Source organism: Dolomitihabitans soli (assembly GCF_022213955.1).
In the GTDB taxonomy this organism is placed as follows: Bacteria; Actinomycetota; Actinomycetes; order Streptosporangiales; family Streptosporangiaceae; genus Streptosporangium_A; species Streptosporangium_A soli.
This window is the reverse complement of sequence record NZ_JAKNTW010000015.1, coordinates 1-17359: the sequence shown is the minus strand read 5'-3', so window position 1 is coordinate 17359 and position 17359 is coordinate 1. Positions and strand designations below refer to the sequence as shown.

The window sequence follows — 17359 nt, the reverse complement described above, 5'->3', positions numbered from 1 at the left end:
GACAGGGAGATGAGCGCGCTTCTGGAGGCCGATACGGCCAACTCGACGACCCGTAGTACTACGGGTCGTAATGGCCGCGCTAGTCTGAATGGCGTGAAGGGTCTCGGCGAGCTCGAACGCAGCATCATGGACATCCTCTGGGCGCAGAACACCCCGCTGACCGCCCGCGAGGTGGGCAAGCACATCGCGGACAGGGACCTCGCGCCCACCACCGTCATGACCGTCCTCGACCGGCTCACCCGCAAGGGTTTCCTGCTTCGCACCCGCGACGGCAGGGCGTGGCGCTACCAGCCCGAGGCGACCCGCGACGCCTACGTCGCCGAGCTGATGCTGGACGCCCTCGACATGACGGGTGACCGCTCGGCCGCGCTCACCCGATTCGCGCAGGCCGTCTCCGGCTCGGAGGCCGACATCCTGCGGCAGGCTCTCACGGAGCTGGAGGACGAGTGACCGCGGCGGCCCTCGGGGCGCTCGCGCTGGTCTGCGGAGTCGCGGCCTGGAGGTTCACCGCCGCACGGTGGACCTACCGCGCGCCGCGCGTCGCGATACTCCTGTGGCAGGCGCTGGGCCTGACCTGGGGCCTGGCCAGCACCGGGGCGCTGCTCTCCTACGCCCTCCAGCCGTACGGCCGGGGCGTGCTCGGCGGTCTCGGCGCCTTCGCCGCCTCCGCCGCCAGCGGCGGGTACGGCCCGCCGAGCGCGTTCGACCTGCCCCACACACTCGCCCTGGTCACCGGGCTCAGCCTGCTCTCCGTGCTGGTCAGCGTGCTGATCGCGGCGGGGGTGAACGTGCTGAGCGCCCGTCGCCGGCACCGGGCCCTGCTCGCGCTGATCGCCAGGGACGACCCGGGCATGCCCGGTGTGCGGGTGGTCGACCACCCGGGCGCCGCCGCCTACTGCCTGCCCGGTCTCCGTTCCCAGGTGGTGGTCAGCGCCGGCACCCTGCAGCTGCTCTCGCCCGCCGAGCTGGCCGCCGTGCTCGCTCACGAGTCCGCGCACGTCCGGGAGCGGCACGATCTGGTGCTGCTGCCGTTCGCCGCGCTGCGCAGAGCGCTGCCCTGGTCGCAGGTGGTGCGGGACGCCCAGGAGACGGTCGAGCTGCTCATCGAGATGGCCGCCGACGACCGTGCCAGGCGTTTCTGCTCGCCCCGGCGGCTCGCCACCGCGCTGCTCAGGTTCGGCACCGCCGCGTCGGTGCCCACTCCGCAGGGAGCCCTGGGCATGGGCGCCCACAACGGCGTGATGCTGCGCGTCGAGCGCCTGATCACTCCCGGCCCCGCCGTACCGCAGACGCTGCGTGCCGCCGGTGTCGTCCTCGCGGCCACCCTGACCGTGTCCGCCCCCTTCCTCTGGCTCGTCCCGCTCTAACCGCCCAGTGCTTGCTGGTGTTAGCCAACGCGTTTGCAATAGCAAGCACCGCGGGGCATACTGAAGGCATGGCACTACCGAAGGTCGGCTCGATCGGCGAATACATCCGTGACCAGCGCACGCAGGCGAAGATCTCACTTCGCCAGCTCGCCGCCACGGCGGGGGTCTCCAACCCCTATCTCAGCCAGATCGAGCGTGGGCTGCGCAAGCCCAGCGCGGAGATCCTGAACCAGATCGCCAAGGGGCTGCACATCTCCGCCCAGGCGCTCTACGTACAGGCCGGGCTCATCGAGGAGCGCGAGCCCGACAGCGACGTGCTGACCGCCATCAGGGCCGACAAGTTCATCACCGTGCGGCAACGCCAGGTGTTGATCGACATCTATGAGTCGTTCCGCAAGGAGAACCACGCCGGAGCCCCGGACGAGGACGCGCAGACCTCCCAGAACGCGCATCCCCGGCCGGAGCCCCACGGGCGTGACGAGGAGTCGCTGCCCGAAGAGCTGCTGACCGCGCTTGAGCCCTTCGCGATCAGGCACTCTCCGAATGGCAACGGCGACGCCACACAGGAAACCAAGGAAGGTTAACCCATGACGCTTGCCACCGAGGTCAAGAAGCTCACCGAGTCGAAGCCGTTCTACGCCGCCGCCGGCGTGGGCGACTACGCCATCGAGAAGCTGCGCGAGCTGCCCGTACAGCTGGAGAAGCTCCAGGCGCGCCGCGGCGAGCTGCGCCTGAGCGCCAAGGACCTGCCGGTCATGGCCCGCGACTACGCGTCCAAGGCCGAGGTCTACGCCAAGGACCTGCCCGAGCGGGCCAAGGGCTACGCCGGCGTCGTCGGCAGCCGGGCCACCGAGATCTACGAGGAGTTCGCCTCCCGTGGCCGCCAGGCCGTCAGCCGGGTCAGCGGCGAGGCCGCCCTGGAGCTGGAGGAGCTCTCCGAGTCGGCCGAGCCCGCCGTCGCCGAGCCGGTGGTGAAGCCCGCCGCCAAGCCGGCCGCCAAGAAGACCGCCAACCGCACGCCCAAGGCCGGCGGCTAGCCACAGCTGAGACGGGGCCCGCCGTGCCACGGCGGGCCCCGTTCTCCGCGCCCGCGGGAGTCACGGCCGGGCGCCGACCCGGTCACGACCCGGATGCGCCTTCACGACCCGGATGCGCCGGCGAGGATCACGTCGAGCGCGGGGCGCGGCGCCGTACCCAGCAGGTGGGGCAGGTCGCCGCCGGTGTCCGCCAGGAAACCGCCCGCGATGGCGGAGTAGATCGACACGAGCATCGGCACCTGGAACGACGCCGCGCCGAACGCGGTCAGCACCTCGCGGACCTCCGCCAGCGTCCCCGGACGGTAGGCGACGGGCCGGTCGGGAGTGGAGAGGGCGGCGGCGAGGTGGTCACCGCCGATCGGGCGGTCGCCCACCAGCTCGTAGATCTGGTGCCGGTGCGCGGCGGGATCGGCGAGCACCCGGACCGCCGCGTCGGCGAGATCCTCGCGGGCCACCGCGGCCAGGCCGTACGTGCCGATCGGCGCGGTGAGCGTGCCCGAGGCGACGGCCGTGGCGGCATCCTGGACGAGGAGTTCGGCGTAGAGCCCGTTGCGCAGGATGGTCCAGTCGGCCGTGCCCTCGATGAGACGGCGTTCGGTCCAGCGGTGGGGCAGCGCGAAGGTCAGGTGGTCGCCGGCCCCCATGAGGCTGGTGTAGACGATGTGTCTCACCCCGGCCTTCTCCGCCGCGTCGATCGCCGCCCCGTGCCTGGCGATGACCACGTCGTCCTCGCCGTAGCCCGCCGAGATCAGCAGGACGGTCTCCGCTCCCGCGAAGCCCTCGGCGAGTCCCGCCGGGTCGTCGAAGTCGATCTTCCGGACGTGCTCGCCGGGTGTCCGGCTGCCCGCCACGAAGGCGTCGCCTCGGGTGGTGAGACGATCGACGACGAGACGGCCCAGCCCGCCGGCGGCGCCGGTGATGAGAATCATTGAATTCAGCTCCCCTGGTCAACGGGGACAATCATGATGAACGGCTGAGTTACTGCATAAGGAGGCACTTTCATGTCGGTCGCGAACACGGAGGTAACCACCCCCTGCGCACGCTCCGGGGAGTACGGCCATGAAGACTGCGGCATTCGTGACGTGCTCGATCGGATCGGCGACAAGTGGTCCGTCCTGGTCGTCGTGGAGTTGTCGCAGGGAACGCGCAGGTTCCGGGAGTTGCAGCGGGCCGTCCCCGGTATCTCCCAGCGGATGCTGACCCTGACCGTGCGCCGCCTCGAACGTGACGGGATGGTCCGCCGGACCGTCTATCCGACCGTGCCGGCCCAGGTCGAGTACGACCTGACCGGAATGGGCCGCGATCTGGCCTCGTTGGTCAAGACCGTCGCCGACTGGTCGGCCGCGCACCGCGACTCGGTGGCCGCCAGCCGCCGCGCTTTCGACGCCGAACACGCCGCCGCGGACAAGTAGGGAAGATCGGTAGAGCACAGACGGCGCGAAGCGCACTAGGGTAGGGATGTCCGATGGCCCGAGACTAGGCGGGGAGAGGTTAATGCCCGAGATTCACAGCGTGCTCGACCTGATCTTCTGGGTCCTCGGCGTCGCGGCTTTCGCCATGTCGGTCTTCGCGCTCGTGCACGCCGTCCGCACGCCCGCGCGCGCCTTCGCGGTCACCGGCAAGCAGTCGAAGAAGCTCTGGTTGATCATCCTGGGCTTCGCGACGCTCTTCTCCTTCGCGGCCGCCGTGCAGTACCTTCTGGCGCTCAGCATCTTCACGATCGCCTCGGTCATCGCCGCGGGTGTTTATCTCGCAGACGTACGACCCGCTGTCAAGGAGATCGGTAAGGGCGGCAACTCCGGCCCCTACGGTCCCTGGTAATAACGGCTGTCACCTGCAGAAACAGTTTCGCATCGGCCGATTTGACGAGCTTCGTGGTGATTTTGCGGAAACATCTGTTGACACTTAAGAAACAATGATACGTTTCTGGGAGCGCTCCCACCTGCGCGTTTGATCGGTGCGGAGGAGACTATGGACGATCTGCCCACGCTCGCTCAGGTCGCCGCCGCAGCCGGCGTTTCCCCAGCAACGGCGTCACGTGTACTGACAGGCTCGGTGCGGGTGAGCACCTCGACCCGACGCCAGGTCCACGACGCGATGTCCCGGCTGGGCTACGTCCGGCGGCGTGCCCCGCGCGGAGTTTCCTCGCGCCGGTGCGACCAGCTCATCGCGGCGGTGGTCTGCGAACCCCCGCAACGCCTGTTCACCGAACCCTTCTACGCCCGGGTGCTCGCCGCCGCCGACGACACGCTCACCGGGCACGGCGTGCCGATGATGATGATGACCGCGACCGCCAGCACGTCGACGATCACGGCACCGCCGCTCGTCGCGGGCGCGGTCGACGGGATCCTGCTCATCGGCGCCCGCGACCGGCATCCCCTGATGGTCACACTCGCCGCCTCCGGAGTGCCCATCCGCAGCATCGGCCGGCCTCCCGACGGCCTCGACCTGCCGTACGTCGACATGGACAACCGTGACGGCGGGCGGCAGGCCGCCGAGCACCTGCTGCTCAGCGGGCGGCGGGCGATCGCCGCGATCGGCGGGCCACCCGGCCTGCCCGGCGCGGCCGACCGGCTCGGCGGCTTCCTGCAGACGCTCGAACGGGCCGGGGTGGCCAACGTGCCGGTCGCCTACGGCGACTTCACCCACGCCTCGGGCGCGCACGCCATGCAGTGGCTGCTCAGCAGGATGCCGCAGCTCGACGCGGTCTTCGCGGCCTCCGACTCGATGGCGGCCGGCGCGATCCAGGCCCTGCGGCGGGCGGGCCGCCGGATACCCGACGACGTCGCCCTGATCGGCTACGACGACGCTCCCATCGCCAGACACACCAGCCCGACCCTGACCACCGTGCGGCAGCCCGTCGAGGACCTGACCGCCATCGCCGTCCGTCTGCTCCTGATGGCCACCGCCACGGGTGAGACTCCACCGAGCAATCCGATCCTTCCCACAGAACTGGTGATTCGTGAATCAGCATGAACTGGGCGGATTACACGAGGGGGACGTGTTAACGAGGCGGTACCGCCTGCTCGAACGCATCGCCTCCGGGGGGATGAGCGCGATCTGGCGGGCGTTCGACCAGTCGTTGCACCGAATGGTGGCCGTCAAGGTGCTCGACGGCCCACTCGGAGCCGACCACGGCGAGCGCGACCTCATCCGCCGCGAGGCCAGGGCCACCGCACGCCTGATCCACCCCGACGCGATCGAGGTCTACGACTACGGTGAGACGATCACCTCGGGCGGCAGAATGGCCGCATACGTGGTGATGCGCCTCCTCGACGGCAGACCGCTGTCCGAGCGGATCACCGAGGGCCCGCTGCCCTGGCGCGAAGCCGTGCCGATCGCGGTGCGGATGGCCACCGTGCTCGCGGCGGCCCACGAGCGCGGCATCGTGCACCGCGACGTCACGGCCGAGAACGTGCTGCTGACCTGCGACGGGGCCAAACTGCTCGACTTCGGCATCGCGGCCTTCGTCGGCGAGCAGATCGACGAGAGCCTGGCCGAGTACGGCACGCCGCCGTACGTCGCGCCGGAACGCCTGGAGGGCGCGGCGATCGATCCGGCCGTCGACGTCTACTCCCTCGGCGTGCTGCTCTTCGAGATGCTCACCGGGCGCACGCCGTACCCGGAGACGACCTGGGAGGAGATCGAGCTGGCGCGGCGGGACCGGCGTCCGCCCGTACCCGAGGTGCCGGGGCTGCCGAACGAGGTGGCGGCGCTGTGCCAGTGGTGCCTGGATCCCGATCCCGAGCTTCGCCCGCAGGCGCAGCACGTCGCGGAGCGGCTCGGCCGGGTGCTCGTCTCGCCGGCGCCGGTCCGCTCCCGGGGGCTGGTGGCCGCCGTCTCCGTGGCGGTGACGCTGGCCGCCTCCCTGGGGGTGGCCGCGTGGACCGAGGGCACCGGCGCGCCCGAGTCGTTCGCGGCTCCGGCGACCAGCACCCGGCCGCCCACGACACCCTCCATCACGAAACCCCCCACCGATCCCTCCACCAGGCTGTCCGACACCGGGCCTTCCCAGAACGGGTCTTCCCAGAACGGGTCGGCCGAGCTTGAGCCGTCCGGAATCGGGCCGTCCGGGGTGTCGGTGGTGGGGCCGTCGGCGGCCGCCTCGCCGGACATGACGGCCAAGCCGTACCGCTCGAACAAGCCAGGCGTTAGGACGACACCGGCCCCCGACCGGACCAAGACGCTCGACGTGTCGCGCCGGCCCGCGCCCTCGCTGCCCGACGCGGTCGAGGCGTTCACCATGACCGTCTCCCTGGCCGAGGAGGACGAACTGATCGTGCAGCACGTCGCACTGGACCTCAATCAGGTCGCCCGCAACCTGCTCAACGACGCCGACCCCGGCCGCGCCCTGGCCGGCCTCCGCACCAAGGTCCTGGACCGCTACCGCGAGGGTCTGCTCCCCCAGCCCCTCCTCCAGTCCCTCGACGTACGGCTGAGCGGCATCGACAGCGCCCTCATCCGCCCGACCGGCCAAGCCTGAACCCCGCCCAACCCGAAGCGCATATTCATTTCATACGGCCCGCCCCATCAGCGCCCCTCACCGCCGTTGGTCACCGTCCGTGGACCCATGGCACTCCAGCGCGCGTGGCCGCGCGCCGTCACGGCCACCCTTGACCATCTCCTTCGGTTCACATCGGCACGCGCCTCCCTGAAAGTTTCAGTTGAATCGGCAGGTCAGGCGGCCGGCCGTACTGACCGCCGTTGACGCCCGCGAGGCGAGGGCCGAACCATGCCCACGACATCCCTCGCGAAAGGGCACAAATGACAGTCCTGATGCGCAGCCGGAGGTGGCAGGCCGCGCTGACCGCGGTCGCGACCGCCGCGGCCACCACGGTGGTCGCGGTGGTCATGGCCTCCGCGCCGGCCGGAGCGGCGGCCGGCACCGGCGTCGGCTACCTCCACACCGCCGGCAACAAGATCGTAGACAGCACCGGCGCGACGGTCCGCCTGACCGGGATCAACTGGTTCGGCATGGAGACCGACAACAAGACCTTCCACGGCCTGTGGTCGACCAACCCGTGGCGCGGCCAGCTCGATCTGATGGCCCGGCTCGGATACAACACGATCCGGATCCCCTACTCCAACGACGCCCTCAAGTCAGGCGCGCAGGCGACCGGGATCAACGACTTCGTCAACCCCGACCTGATCGGGCTGAGCCCGCTGCAGATCCTCGACAGGGTCATCGGGTACGCCGGGGACAAGGGGATGCGCGTCATCCTCGACCGGCACCGGCCGACCTCCGCCGGGCAGTCGGCGCTCTGGCAGGTGGCGGCCACCCCGGAGAGCACCTGGATCAACGACTGGAAGGCGCTCGCCCAGCGCTACGCGGGCAACACCACGGTCATCGGGGCCGACCTGCACAACGAGCCGCACGCGGAGGGCACCAACCCGAACGCGACCGGCGCGTGCTGGGGCTGCGGCGACACGGCGCGCGACTGGCGGCTCGCGGCGGAGCGGGCCGGCAACGCGGTCCTGTCCGTCAACCCCAACTGGCTGATCTTCGTCGAGGGTGTGAGCTGCCCGAGCGGCGGTCTGTCCAACGTCTGGGACGGCGATCCCAGCAACGACGAGGACTGCGGCTGGTGGGGCGGCAACCTCTCCAAGGCCGGAGCGTTCCCGGTACGGCTGAGCGTGGCCAACCGGCTCGTCTACTCCCCCCACGACTATGCGACCTCGGTCTACCACCAGAGCTGGTTCGACGCACCGAACTACCCGGCGAACCTGCCCGCCATCTGGGACAAGTACTGGGGCTACCTGCACCGGCAGAACATCGCCCCGATCATGGTCGGCGAGTTCGGCACCACACTGGCGGCCAACGTGGACAAGGTGTGGCTGCAGGAACTCATGAAATACCTCGGTACCGGCGTCAACGGGATGTCCTTCACCTACTGGTCGTGGAACCCCAACTCGGGTGACACCGGCGGCATCCTCAAGGACGACTGGATCACGGTCGACCAGGCCAAGCAGAGCATCCTGCAGCCCTACCTGATCCCCCCGGCCGGGGGTGACGGCGGCGGACCGGGCACACCGACGCCGACGCCGACGGTCGGCCCGGTCAGTTGCGACCTGTCCTACCGCGTCGTCAGCTCGTGGCAGGGCGGCTTCCAGGGCGAAGCGACGATCAAGAACACCGGCACCTCGACCTGGAACAACTGGACCGCGGCCTGGACGATGGCGTCCGGCGTGAGCCTGACCAACGCATGGGGCGGCACCGTCACGGCCAGCGGCACCACCTGGACCGCCAAGGGCCCCGACCACGCGAAGAACCTCACCGCCGGCCAGTCGGCGACCATCGGCTTCACCGCCAACGGCCCGTCCACCACCCAACCCACCGGCGTCTCCTGCTCCTGACACCCGTACGGCCTGCGCCCCAAAGCGACGCGGGCCGTGCTGGTTGGCTCGGTGCTGCCCCGCCGTACCAGATCTAGCCGCCGAAGAACTTAAACGAACACAAACAAGCCCCCGACTCCATTGGCCGGAGGCTTCTGTACCCACCACTTGAGCCGAAGAGAGAACCGACCCTGTTCGCCAACATCGGGCACCCAGACGCGACGTCGAGCCAACTACGCTGGTTGAGCGCTCAGCAGCTCTTGGTCTTCTGGTAGGGCTTCCGGTCCTGGGTCGTCACGATGGACTCGTAGGCCTTGTTTCCCTTGGAGATCTTGCGGCAGTCCGAGTCAGAGGCCCACGACCACGCCACCTTGACCTTCACGGACTTCCCGCAGTTGTTGGTGAGCTTGACGGTGGTCTTTTTCATCACCTCGCCGAGGCTGTTCCGCTTGCCCGTGTACTGGCTGGACACGTAGCGGTCGACGCAGGACGGGGCGGTACCGGCGGCCTTGGCGGTACCGGCAGCCTGGGCGGTGCCGGCAGCCTGGGCCGGGACGGCGAATCCGGTCACCAGGGCGGCGCACACGAAAGCCATGCTCAGAAAACGCATAGGAAGCCTCCAGTTTTTGTGGTGCAAAGATGAGTGTTGTTGTGCTTCGGACGACCGCGAAGCTGGCCCCGCCGCTGAAACGGGTATCGAGTTACTCCAGAGTCGGTTCCACTACTGTTCTAGTAGACGGCGGTATGTCTCGGGTATGTTGTGCTTCCCGCGCCCCATCCGCGCTTCGCGCATCGGCTGAAACACCAGGGGCAACGCCCGGACAGGAAGGCGCGGCAGAGAGCGGCGCCGGAAGTCGTGGAATCGGGCACAGGACCCGCTGAGCTGGCCAGGGTAGCTAACAACGGGATCTCGGCCGCCTAGCCCAAGACGTACGGCAAGCCCAGTTCACGCCACCCGCCGCAGGTGCTCACGGTCCGTGGACCCATGGCACTCCAGCGCGCGGGGCGGGTCGCCGTCACACCGCCCGTGCACGATCCCCTTCGGTTTCACACCCCGACGTGACACGACGCCGTCACCCGTGGCGAGGCACCGGCTCATGACCCCGACGTGGTGGCCGAGGCTTCGTGCACGGCGTGTGGGCTCACCCGCAGGTGGAACGAGGGGTGCACCAACGCCCTCCAACTCCACGCCGAGATCAAGACCCTCCGGCGAAGTACAGCTGGGTGGTCTCGGTCCGCCGGTCCTGGTGCCCTACTCAGCCGAGTCCGCGGTCTGGGCGCGATATGTTCGCAGGACGACGGCCATAAGCACGAGGCCGGCGCAGACGCTCAGGGCATGCTCCACCACGGCGACGACCGGATACTCCGACGTCGCGAAGTCGCCGGGCCGGACGACGGCCCAGAGAAGCTTCCAGCCCCCCCAGGCGAACAGCGAACCCGACGCGAGGAACACCAGCGCCATCGGGACCCGCAGTGGCAACCGGGAAGGCCGGGCTGCGATGAGAGACCAGCCGCACCCGGCGCCGAGGAGCGCCCACGCCCCCCAGTTGCCGCGCATCAGCAGGCTGTCCAGAGTCTCGCGGCCGATGTGCGTGGGGTCCAGTCCCAGCCTCCCGCCGAGTGCCCAATACCCCCAGAGCAGCCCCAGCCCGGCGCTCATCATCAGCCCGATCAGGAGGAACAACCGTGCCCGCCGACTGGTGCCGGGGAGCTCGCCCAGTCTCCCCAGGAAGGCTTGCGGCCAGCGTTCTCGCAGATAGATCGGCAGAGCGACGGCCAGGCCCACCGCCATCCCCGTGAATCCAACGCCGATGCCGATCGTCTCCCATCCCGGCATCGCCGCGTCATCGCCGGCCTGGGCGCCGCCCGCGCCGAGCAAGACGCTCACGATCCCGTACGGGATCATCGGAACCAGGAATCCCGCGCCCACCCATGCGAAGAAGAGCAGCGGCGGGCCAGGGATCAGCCGACCCCACCGCTGAGCTAGAGCCAGTCCCAGTGCCACTCCGACCAACGACATCACCACAGTGATCGCGTTGAGCGTCACCCACTCCGTGGTATCCATGCCGCTTTGCGCGGGCACGATACCGAGTAGGGCGGCAGCGACCAAGGCGACCTTGACGATGAGGTACAGGGACAAGGTCGAGGCGGCGCCGTACCCCGCGACTTTCCTAACCGCGCTCCACCGTGGATGGACAGGCATCTGGATTCGCATAATGATCACGAGTGTTCCGGCGCGGACCGAGTCCCCACCTCCCCCTGAGGAGCCACAATCCTCCCCCGTCAAGGGGAGACGACTCCTTCGCTGTCACAGACGGTGACTCTCAACGCACCCGCGATGATCTCGGTGACAGAGCGTGCAGTTGTCGGAGTGGCGCAGGACTGGTCCGCCTGGACACAGATGCGAAGTTGCACAGCACCGTGTTGTCGGGGAACCAATACCAGGCCATGACGCATCAACGTCCAGATGAAGCCCCTGGTCGTCACGGGCTAGCAGGTGCCCCAATACGGCAAGCCCAGTTCACGCCACCCGCCGCAGGTGCTCACGGTCCGTGGACCCATGGCACTCCAGCGCGCGGGGCGGGTCGCCGTCACACCGCCCGTGCACGATCCCCTTCGGTTTCACACCCCGGCGTGACACGACGCCCTCAGCCGTGACGGACCGTACCCTTCGACCCGGCGGACCGCCGGCTAATCGAATTGACCGTCTTTGATGCCGTCGACGAACGCCCGCCATTCACCCGGACCGAAGACCAACGCAGGACCCTGAGGATTCTTACTGTCACGGACAGCGACCAGACCAGGAAGATTAGACGCGACCTCGACACACTGCCCGCCGTTGTCGCCGGAGCGCGACGACTTGCGCCATACAGCGCCGCTCAGGTCCATTCCTGCCTCGCTTCCTTGATCATCTTAAGCGATATGCGACCAGGATCGGCCCAGTACCGTGCGGCGCCCACGTCCATACCGATCAAGCCCACATGACACAACGCCCTCACCGGTGACGGGCCGCACCCTTCGACATGGCTGACCGCCGGCTAATCGAATTGACCGTCCTTGATGCCGTCGACGAACGCCTGCCATTCACCCGGACCGAAGACCAACGCAGGACCCTGAGGATTCTTACTGTCACGCACAGCAACCAGACCAGGAAGATTAGACGCGACCTCAACACACTGCCCGCCACTGTCCCCGGAACGCGACGACTTGCGCCATACAGCGCCACTCAAGTCCATTCCTGCCTCACTTCCTTAATCATTTCAAGCGATGCACGGTCAGGATAGGCCCAGGACCGTATGGCGTCATACCGCCTCCAAAGGGAGGACACAGTGTCGCTGTCCGTCGAGATGCGCCCTTCCGCTGATGATTCGATGTGGACGGTGTCGGGCGCGTCAGGCAGCTCAGCGATCATGAATGGGCCCATGAGCCCGGTCAGACACTCCGGATCGACCACTTGCAGTGACATGGCCGGCCTGGATGCGACGTTGATGAGGTAGTCGAGTTGGTCGCGCATCACCTCAGCGCCACCGACTTTGCGCCGCAGCACTCCGGCGTCGATCAGAACCATGAAGCAGGGCGGATCACGCCTCTCCAGGATGTGCTGTCTCAGCAGACGAGCCTGCACACGCTCCTCTACCCCCTGAGGAGTGATTCGTGGTGCCTGGCTGAAGACCGCGCGGGCGTATGCCTCGGTCTGGAGTAGGCCGGGGACGAGCAGTGGGTCCCATGAGCGCAGCACGGTGGCCGCGGGCTCGATTTCTTCGACCCAGCGCGCATACCAGCGTGGACCGCCCGGAGACTGGTGGATGCGTTCGGCCAATCGTGCGAAGTGCCGATCGGTCAGTCCGAAGGTCTGGTCGACCGCCTCGGCGAAGTCGGGTTGCGGTGTGCGGATGCCGCGCTCGATTCCCGAAACGAGACTCGCCGAACGAAGCAGGCGATCACCCAGTCGCGTTTGCGACAAACCCGCATCTTTGCGGTATTTCAATAGCTCGGCACCGAAGCGCTCGATGGGAGTCCTTGCCCGTCCAGTGGTCTCTGCCATTGATCAACACCTTTGATCAACACCTTGAGTATTGCATCTGATCGACTCGACCATGACACACCATTTCACAAGTCAGCACAAGGAAATTGGTGTTCTGTATCGGGACTGGCGACCCATCTTCCACCACTCATCGGCTCGCCCTCGGCACAGTGAGAAGGGACGGCCCCTTCTCGCGGCGAGCAAGGCGAATCCTATGACCACGAAGCGGCAAACCGTAAAACACGGAACAATGCCCAGAACCGCCAGCATGGACCTCCTGGGCATATCGGAATCTGTTCCTAGGGCACGAGACTTCGCCAGGCGAATCATCGGTAGCGATCACCCCTGCCTGAATGACGCACTCCTGCTGCTCTCCGAGGTAGTAACCAACGGAATAAAGCACTCCAATTCCAGAAAAGGCGGCATAATAACGTTGCGGGTGAGCGCGGGGCACGGAGGCGTCCGATGCGAGGTGACCGACGACGGCTCCCCCTCTTGGCCAGACATGGAAGCGCTGCTGTCCATGCCGGGAGAGATTTGGGACTTGAGCGGCCGTGGGATCCGCTTGATCGACCGACTCGCCGACCAGTGGGGCCGATATCCCCTCGGGGCCGCGCCTCTCGGCCGAACGGTGTGGTTCGAACTCGTGGAGCGGAAACCCCAGTGACTTCGGCACCCATTGAAGCGGTCAGAACAGATCACGAAAGCGAATCCGGTCCTCCGACCGACGACCTCAGCCCCTCCTGACGACCGACGACCTGAGCCCTCCTGACAGCTGACGACCTGAGCCCTTCTGACGGCTGACGAACAGGCGGAACCGTCAGTCACCAGGAGTCCGATCCCTCTGGGCGGCGTCCCCCGCGCCGGCCCGGAGGCCCGCCCCACGGCTTACGTCGTGGAGCGCCGCCTCTGCCACCTTCCCCCAGGTGGCGGTGGCCGCCCCTGGCGGAGTCCCCCCGACTCCGCCAGGGGCTTCGTCCGCATTCGTCATGCTGCTTGACGATCATCTTCGTTTTCGAACCCATCCCGCCACCCGGCGGGCGTGAAACCGGAGAACTGTGAAACCGGAGAACTCCGCCGACCTTCGAAGCGTCGGGGCGCCCGGCCGGAGCGCTGGAGCACCGCCGCCCCACGGACCGCGACCACCCACGGCGGCCGGCGCCCACGGGGCTAGCCGTACGGGATGCGGTCCAAGGCTCGCCACAAGGCTCGGCATGGGGCTCGGCATGGGGCTCGGCATAGGACTCGGCATAGGACTCGGCATAGGACTCGGCACGAGGCTCGGTATAGGGCTCGACATGAGGCTCGGCATGGGGCTCGGCAGGGCCCCGAGCGCCGCTGTGCGAGAGCACGCCCAGGAACTCCCCCAGGGGAGTCGGCTGAAAGTTTCAGGGCCGTGGGGGCAAAGCCGCAGCCATCGACATCTGGGCGTAACCGTCCATTGACATGACGGCAACGGCGACCCGACTCTCGATGGGAGCGCTCCCATAACTTCCTACTCCCCCACTTAACCGACATATCCCCCTTTTATGTCGAAACCCCCCCATGGAGGATCTTCCACATGTTCAGAGCATCTCTGAAAGCGGGAGCGCTCCCACGCTCACGCCCGAGACGGCGGCGAGTCGCCCTGGCGGCGATCGCCGCGTTGGCAGCGGGCACGATGACCGCGCTGGCCCCCACGGCGGCCCAGGCCGCAGTGGCCTGCACGGTCGACTACCAGACGAACGACTGGGGCAGCGGCTTCACCGGCAATGTGAAGATCACCAACACCGGCGACCCCATCAGCAGCTGGACGCTCGGTTTCACCTTCCCCGGGAACCAGAAGGTCACCCAGGGCTGGAGCGCCACCTGGTCCCAGTCGGGCGCGAATGTGACCGCCGCCAGCTTGGCCTGGAACGGCAACCTCCCCACCGGGCAGTCGACCAGCATCGGCTTCAACGGCACCTACACCGGGACGAACGCCAAGCCGACGGCGTTCACCATCAACGGGACCGCCTGCAACGGCGGCGGGCCCGTCAACCAGCCGCCGACCGCGCAGCTCACCGCGCCGACCGCGGGCGCCACCTTCACCGCGCCGGCCACGGTGGCGATGGCCGCCAACGCGACCGACAGCGACGGCACCGTCGCCAAGGTCGACTTCCTCAACGGCACGACCGTGGTGGGCACCGACACCAGCGCCCCCTACACCTACAGCTGGACCGGCGTGGCCGCGGGCAGCTACTCCGTCGCGGCCAGGGCCACCGACGACAAGGGCGCGACGACGACCTCCGCCCCCGTCGGGATCACGGTCACGGGCACCACGCAGGCCGCCGTGGTCGCCACGCCCACCAGCCTCACCGTCCCGGAGGGCTCCTCCGCCAGCTTCGGCGTGCGGCTCTCCCGGCAGCCGAGCGGCAGCGTCACGGTGACCAGGACGAAGACGGGTGACGCCGACCTCGTGCCCGGCGGCTCCGCCACCATGACCTTCACCACCGCCAACTGGAACACCGCGCAGAACGTGACGGTCACCGCGGCGGAGGACACCGACCAGACCGCGGGCACCGCCACGATCACCCTCAGCGCGACGGGGCACACACCGGCCACGATCACCCTCACCGAGGGCGACAACGACATCGGCGGCGGCGACAACGAGTACACCGCGCGCTTCCTCACGATGTACAACAAGCTCAAGGACCCGGCCAACGGGTACTTCTCGCCCGAAGGCGTGCCGTACCACTCGGTCGAGACCCTGCTGGTCGAGGCGCCTGACCACGGCCACGAGACCACCTCCGAGGCGTACAGCTACTACCTGTGGCTGGAGGCCGCGTACGGCAAGGCGACCGGCGACTGGACCAGGTTCAACAACGCCTGGGCCTCGATGGAGAAATACATCATCCCGGCCACCGCCGACCAGCCGACCAACTCCTTCTACAACCCGGCCAAGCCCGCCACCTACGCCGGCGAGTGGGACGACATCAAGCAGTACCCGTCCACCCTCGACACCGGCATCAGCGTCGGCACCGACCCGATCGCGAACGAGCTGAAGACCGCCTACGGCACCAGCGACGTGTACGGCATGCACTGGCTGCTCGACGTGGACAACACCTACGGCTTCGGCCGCTGCGGCGACGGCACGACCAAGCCCGCCTACATCAACACCTACCAGCGCGGCCCCGAGGAGTCGGTCTTCGAGACCGTTCCGCAGCCGTCCTGCGACACCTTCGCGCACGGCGGCACGAACGGCTTCCTCGACCTTTTCACCAAGGACGCCTCGTACGCCAAGCAGTGGAAGTACACCAACGCCCCCGACGCCGACGCCCGCGCCGTCCAGGTCGCCTACTGGGCGCACACCTGGGCCAAGGAGCAGGGCAAGGAGGGCCAGATCTCGGCGACCGTCGGCAAGGCCGCCAAGATGGGCGACTACCTGCGCTACTCGATGTACGACAAGTACTTCAAGAAGCAGGGCTGCACCAGCACCACGTGTGCGGCGGGCACCGGCAAGGACAGCTCCGCCTACCTGATGAGCTGGTACTACGCGTGGGGCGGCGCCAACGACACCTCCGCGGGCTGGGCCTGGCGGATCGGCTCCAGCCACAACCACTCCGGCTACCAGAACCCGATGGCCGCCTGGGCGCTGTCGAACGTCGACGTGCTCAAGCCCAAGGGCGCGACCGCCGTACAGGACTGGAGCACCAGCCTCACCCGGCAGCTTGAGTTCTACCGCTGGCTGCAGTCGTCCGAGGGCGCGATCGCCGGCGGCGCGACCAACAGCTGGCAGGGGCACTACGCCAGCCCGCCGTCGAACCTGCCGAAGTTCTACGGCATGACCTACGACTGGCAGCCGGTCTACCACGACCCGCCGTCGAACCAGTGGTTCGGGTTCCAGGCGTGGTCGATGGAGCGGGTGGCGGAGCTGTACTACGCCACCGGCAACGCCGCCGCCAAGACCGTGCTGGACAAGTGGGTCAAGTGGGCCACCGACAACACCACCATCAACGCCAACGGGACGTACCAGATCCCCTCGACGCTGGTGTGGACCGGGCAGCCCGACACCTGGAACGCCGCCAACCCCGGCAGCAACTCCGGCCTGCACGTCTCGATCAAGGACTACACCACCGACGTCGGCGTGGCGGGTTCGTACGCCAAGGTCCTGATGTACTACGCGGCCAAGTCCGGCGACGCCAACGCCAAGGCCGTGGCCAAGGGCCTGCTCGACGGCATGTGGGCGAACAACCAGGACGCCAAGGGCGTCTCGGTCCCGGAGACGAAGGGCGACTACAACCGCCTCGACGACCCGATCTACATCCCGGCCGGCTGGACCGGCGAGATGCCGAACGGCGACGCGATCAACTCCAACTCGACCTTCCTGTCCATCAGGTCCTTCTACAAGAACGACCCTGACTGGCCGAAGGTCCAGAACTACCTGGACGGCACCGGCCCGGCGCCGACCTTCAACTACCACCGGTTCTGGGCCCAGGTCGACGTCGCCGTCGCCCTGGCCGAGTACGGCCGGCTCTTCCCCACCCCCTGAATGACCCCGGGGCGGGGGGGGGGGGGGGCCGCCCCCCCCCCCCCCCGCCCCCGCCCCCCCCCCCCCCACGCCCCCCCCCGGGCCCACG

Annotated in this window: 17 protein-coding genes; 11 read left to right on the top strand and 6 right to left on the bottom strand. The window is 68.2% G+C overall.

Annotation, left to right across the window (positions count from 1 at the left end; genetic code table 11):
• Nucleotides 1–93: 93 nt before the first annotated feature.
• The 4 genes from MBA17_RS27385 to MBA17_RS27370 all read left to right on the top strand — a co-directional run bounded on the left by MBA17_RS27385 (nucleotide 94) and on the right by MBA17_RS27370 (nucleotide 2404).
• Nucleotides 94–450 (top strand): BlaI/MecI/CopY family transcriptional regulator, encoded by a 357-nt coding sequence (locus MBA17_RS27385; RefSeq protein ID WP_455432868.1) that lies wholly within the window; start codon nucleotides 94–96, stop codon nucleotides 448–450.
• Entirely contained in the window at nucleotides 447–1367 is a 921-nt protein-coding gene (locus MBA17_RS27380) for a M56 family metallopeptidase (protein ID WP_238499470.1), read from the top strand. Before MBA17_RS27385 ends, MBA17_RS27380 begins: the two co-directional genes overlap by 4 nt.
• A 68-nt stretch (nucleotides 1368–1435) precedes the next feature.
• Nucleotides 1436–1951 (top strand): helix-turn-helix domain-containing protein, encoded by a 516-nt coding sequence (locus MBA17_RS27375; protein WP_274386073.1) that lies wholly within the window; start codon nucleotides 1436–1438, stop codon nucleotides 1949–1951.
• Between the two features lie 3 nt (nucleotides 1952–1954).
• Nucleotides 1955–2404 (top strand): hypothetical protein, encoded by a 450-nt coding sequence (locus MBA17_RS27370; RefSeq protein WP_238499469.1) that lies wholly within the window; start codon nucleotides 1955–1957, stop codon nucleotides 2402–2404.
• 101 nt (nucleotides 2405–2505) lie between these two features.
• Here the strand turns inward: MBA17_RS27370 and MBA17_RS27365 are convergent, their stop codons facing one another.
• Nucleotides 2506–3333: an NAD(P)H-binding protein gene (locus MBA17_RS27365; RefSeq protein WP_238499468.1), complete on the bottom strand. Its 828-nt coding sequence runs from the start codon at nucleotides 3331–3333 to the stop codon at nucleotides 2506–2508.
• Between the two features lie 72 nt (nucleotides 3334–3405).
• On the opposite strand from MBA17_RS27365, the gene MBA17_RS27360 reads away from it, so the two are divergent.
• From MBA17_RS27360 to MBA17_RS27340, 5 genes are all read left to right on the top strand, one after another.
• The gene (locus tag MBA17_RS27360; RefSeq protein WP_238499467.1) at nucleotides 3406–3816 is read left to right on the top strand and encodes a winged helix-turn-helix transcriptional regulator; all 411 of its coding nucleotides are present in this window, start codon (nucleotides 3406–3408) and stop codon (nucleotides 3814–3816) included.
• 82 nt (nucleotides 3817–3898) lie between these two features.
• A complete protein-coding gene (locus tag MBA17_RS27355) occupies nucleotides 3899–4225 on the top strand; it encodes a DUF2516 family protein (RefSeq protein ID WP_238499466.1) in 327 nt (108 codons plus the stop codon).
• Between the two features lie 150 nt (nucleotides 4226–4375).
• On the top strand, nucleotides 4376–5380 hold the full coding sequence (locus MBA17_RS27350; protein ID WP_238499465.1) for a LacI family DNA-binding transcriptional regulator: 1005 nt from the start codon (nucleotides 4376–4378) through the stop codon (nucleotides 5378–5380).
• 25 nt (nucleotides 5381–5405) lie between these two features.
• Nucleotides 5406–6887 carry a serine/threonine-protein kinase gene (locus MBA17_RS27345; protein WP_238499464.1) on the top strand — a complete coding sequence of 494 codons (1482 nt, stop codon included), beginning with the start codon at nucleotides 5406–5408 and terminating at the stop codon, nucleotides 6885–6887.
• A 293-nt stretch (nucleotides 6888–7180) separates the two neighbouring features.
• Nucleotides 7181–8758: a cellulase family glycosylhydrolase gene (locus MBA17_RS27340; protein ID WP_238499463.1), complete on the top strand. Its 1578-nt coding sequence runs from the start codon at nucleotides 7181–7183 to the stop codon at nucleotides 8756–8758.
• Between the two features lie 229 nt (nucleotides 8759–8987).
• On the opposite strand, the gene MBA17_RS27335 is transcribed toward MBA17_RS27340, so the two are convergent.
• The 5 genes from MBA17_RS27335 to MBA17_RS27315 form a co-directional block, all read right to left on the bottom strand.
• Nucleotides 8988–9347 carry a hypothetical protein gene (locus tag MBA17_RS27335; protein ID WP_238499462.1) on the bottom strand — a complete coding sequence of 120 codons (360 nt, stop codon included), beginning with the start codon at nucleotides 9345–9347 and terminating at the stop codon, nucleotides 8988–8990.
• 642 nt (nucleotides 9348–9989) lie between these two features.
• Nucleotides 9990–10940: a hypothetical protein gene (locus tag MBA17_RS27330; protein WP_238499461.1), complete on the bottom strand. Its 951-nt coding sequence runs from the start codon at nucleotides 10938–10940 to the stop codon at nucleotides 9990–9992.
• A 488-nt stretch (nucleotides 10941–11428) separates the two neighbouring features.
• Nucleotides 11429–11626: a DUF397 domain-containing protein gene (locus MBA17_RS27325; RefSeq protein WP_238499460.1), complete on the bottom strand. Its 198-nt coding sequence runs from the start codon at nucleotides 11624–11626 to the stop codon at nucleotides 11429–11431.
• 149 nt (nucleotides 11627–11775) lie between these two features.
• Complete coding sequence (locus MBA17_RS27320; RefSeq protein WP_238499459.1) at nucleotides 11776–11973, bottom strand: DUF397 domain-containing protein; 198 nt, start codon at nucleotides 11971–11973, stop codon at nucleotides 11776–11778.
• On the bottom strand, nucleotides 11964–12782 hold the full coding sequence (locus tag MBA17_RS27315) for a helix-turn-helix domain-containing protein (protein WP_238499458.1): 819 nt from the start codon (nucleotides 12780–12782) through the stop codon (nucleotides 11964–11966). Before MBA17_RS27315 ends, MBA17_RS27320 begins: the two co-directional genes overlap by 10 nt.
• Before the next feature lie 193 nt (nucleotides 12783–12975).
• Between MBA17_RS27315 and MBA17_RS27310 the strand changes: the two genes are divergently transcribed.
• Together MBA17_RS27310 and MBA17_RS27305 are read left to right on the top strand one after the other, a co-directional pair.
• Nucleotides 12976–13428 carry an ATP-binding protein gene (locus MBA17_RS27310; protein WP_238499457.1) on the top strand — a complete coding sequence of 151 codons (453 nt, stop codon included), beginning with the start codon at nucleotides 12976–12978 and terminating at the stop codon, nucleotides 13426–13428.
• A gap of 894 nt (nucleotides 13429–14322) precedes the next feature.
• Complete coding sequence (locus MBA17_RS27305; RefSeq protein ID WP_238499456.1) at nucleotides 14323–17271, top strand: glycoside hydrolase family 48 protein; 2949 nt, start codon at nucleotides 14323–14325, stop codon at nucleotides 17269–17271.
• Nucleotides 17272–17359 lie beyond the last annotated feature (88 nt).

What these genes read in the sequence shown, in the direction of transcription:
- MBA17_RS27375 (WP_274386073.1), top strand. Translation starts at nt 1,436, where the DNA reads ATGGCACTACCGAAGGTCGGCTCGATCGGCGAATACATCCGTGACCAG.
- MBA17_RS27370 (WP_238499469.1), top strand. Translation starts at nt 1,955, where the DNA reads ATGACGCTTGCCACCGAGGTCAAGAAGCTCACCGAGTCGAAGCCGTTC.
- MBA17_RS27365 (WP_238499468.1), bottom strand. Translation starts at nt 3,333, where the DNA reads ATGATTCTCATCACCGGCGCCGCCGGCGGGCTGGGCCGTCTCGTCGTC.
- MBA17_RS27360 (WP_238499467.1), top strand. Translation starts at nt 3,406, where the DNA reads ATGTCGGTCGCGAACACGGAGGTAACCACCCCCTGCGCACGCTCCGGG.
- MBA17_RS27355 (WP_238499466.1), top strand. Translation starts at nt 3,899, where the DNA reads ATGCCCGAGATTCACAGCGTGCTCGACCTGATCTTCTGGGTCCTCGGC.
- MBA17_RS27350 (WP_238499465.1), top strand. Translation starts at nt 4,376, where the DNA reads ATGGACGATCTGCCCACGCTCGCTCAGGTCGCCGCCGCAGCCGGCGTT.
- MBA17_RS27340 (WP_238499463.1), top strand. Translation starts at nt 7,181, where the DNA reads ATGCGCAGCCGGAGGTGGCAGGCCGCGCTGACCGCGGTCGCGACCGCC.
- MBA17_RS27335 (WP_238499462.1), bottom strand. Translation starts at nt 9,347, where the DNA reads ATGCGTTTTCTGAGCATGGCTTTCGTGTGCGCCGCCCTGGTGACCGGA.
- MBA17_RS27330 (WP_238499461.1), bottom strand. Translation starts at nt 10,940, where the DNA reads ATGCCTGTCCATCCACGGTGGAGCGCGGTTAGGAAAGTCGCGGGGTAC.
- MBA17_RS27325 (WP_238499460.1), bottom strand. Translation starts at nt 11,626, where the DNA reads ATGGACCTGAGCGGCGCTGTATGGCGCAAGTCGTCGCGCTCCGGCGAC.
- MBA17_RS27320 (WP_238499459.1), bottom strand. Translation starts at nt 11,973, where the DNA reads ATGGACTTGAGTGGCGCTGTATGGCGCAAGTCGTCGCGTTCCGGGGAC.
- MBA17_RS27315 (WP_238499458.1), bottom strand. Translation starts at nt 12,782, where the DNA reads ATGGCAGAGACCACTGGACGGGCAAGGACTCCCATCGAGCGCTTCGGT.
- MBA17_RS27310 (WP_238499457.1), top strand. Translation starts at nt 12,976, where the DNA reads ATGACCACGAAGCGGCAAACCGTAAAACACGGAACAATGCCCAGAACC.
- MBA17_RS27305 (WP_238499456.1), top strand. Translation starts at nt 14,323, where the DNA reads ATGTTCAGAGCATCTCTGAAAGCGGGAGCGCTCCCACGCTCACGCCCG.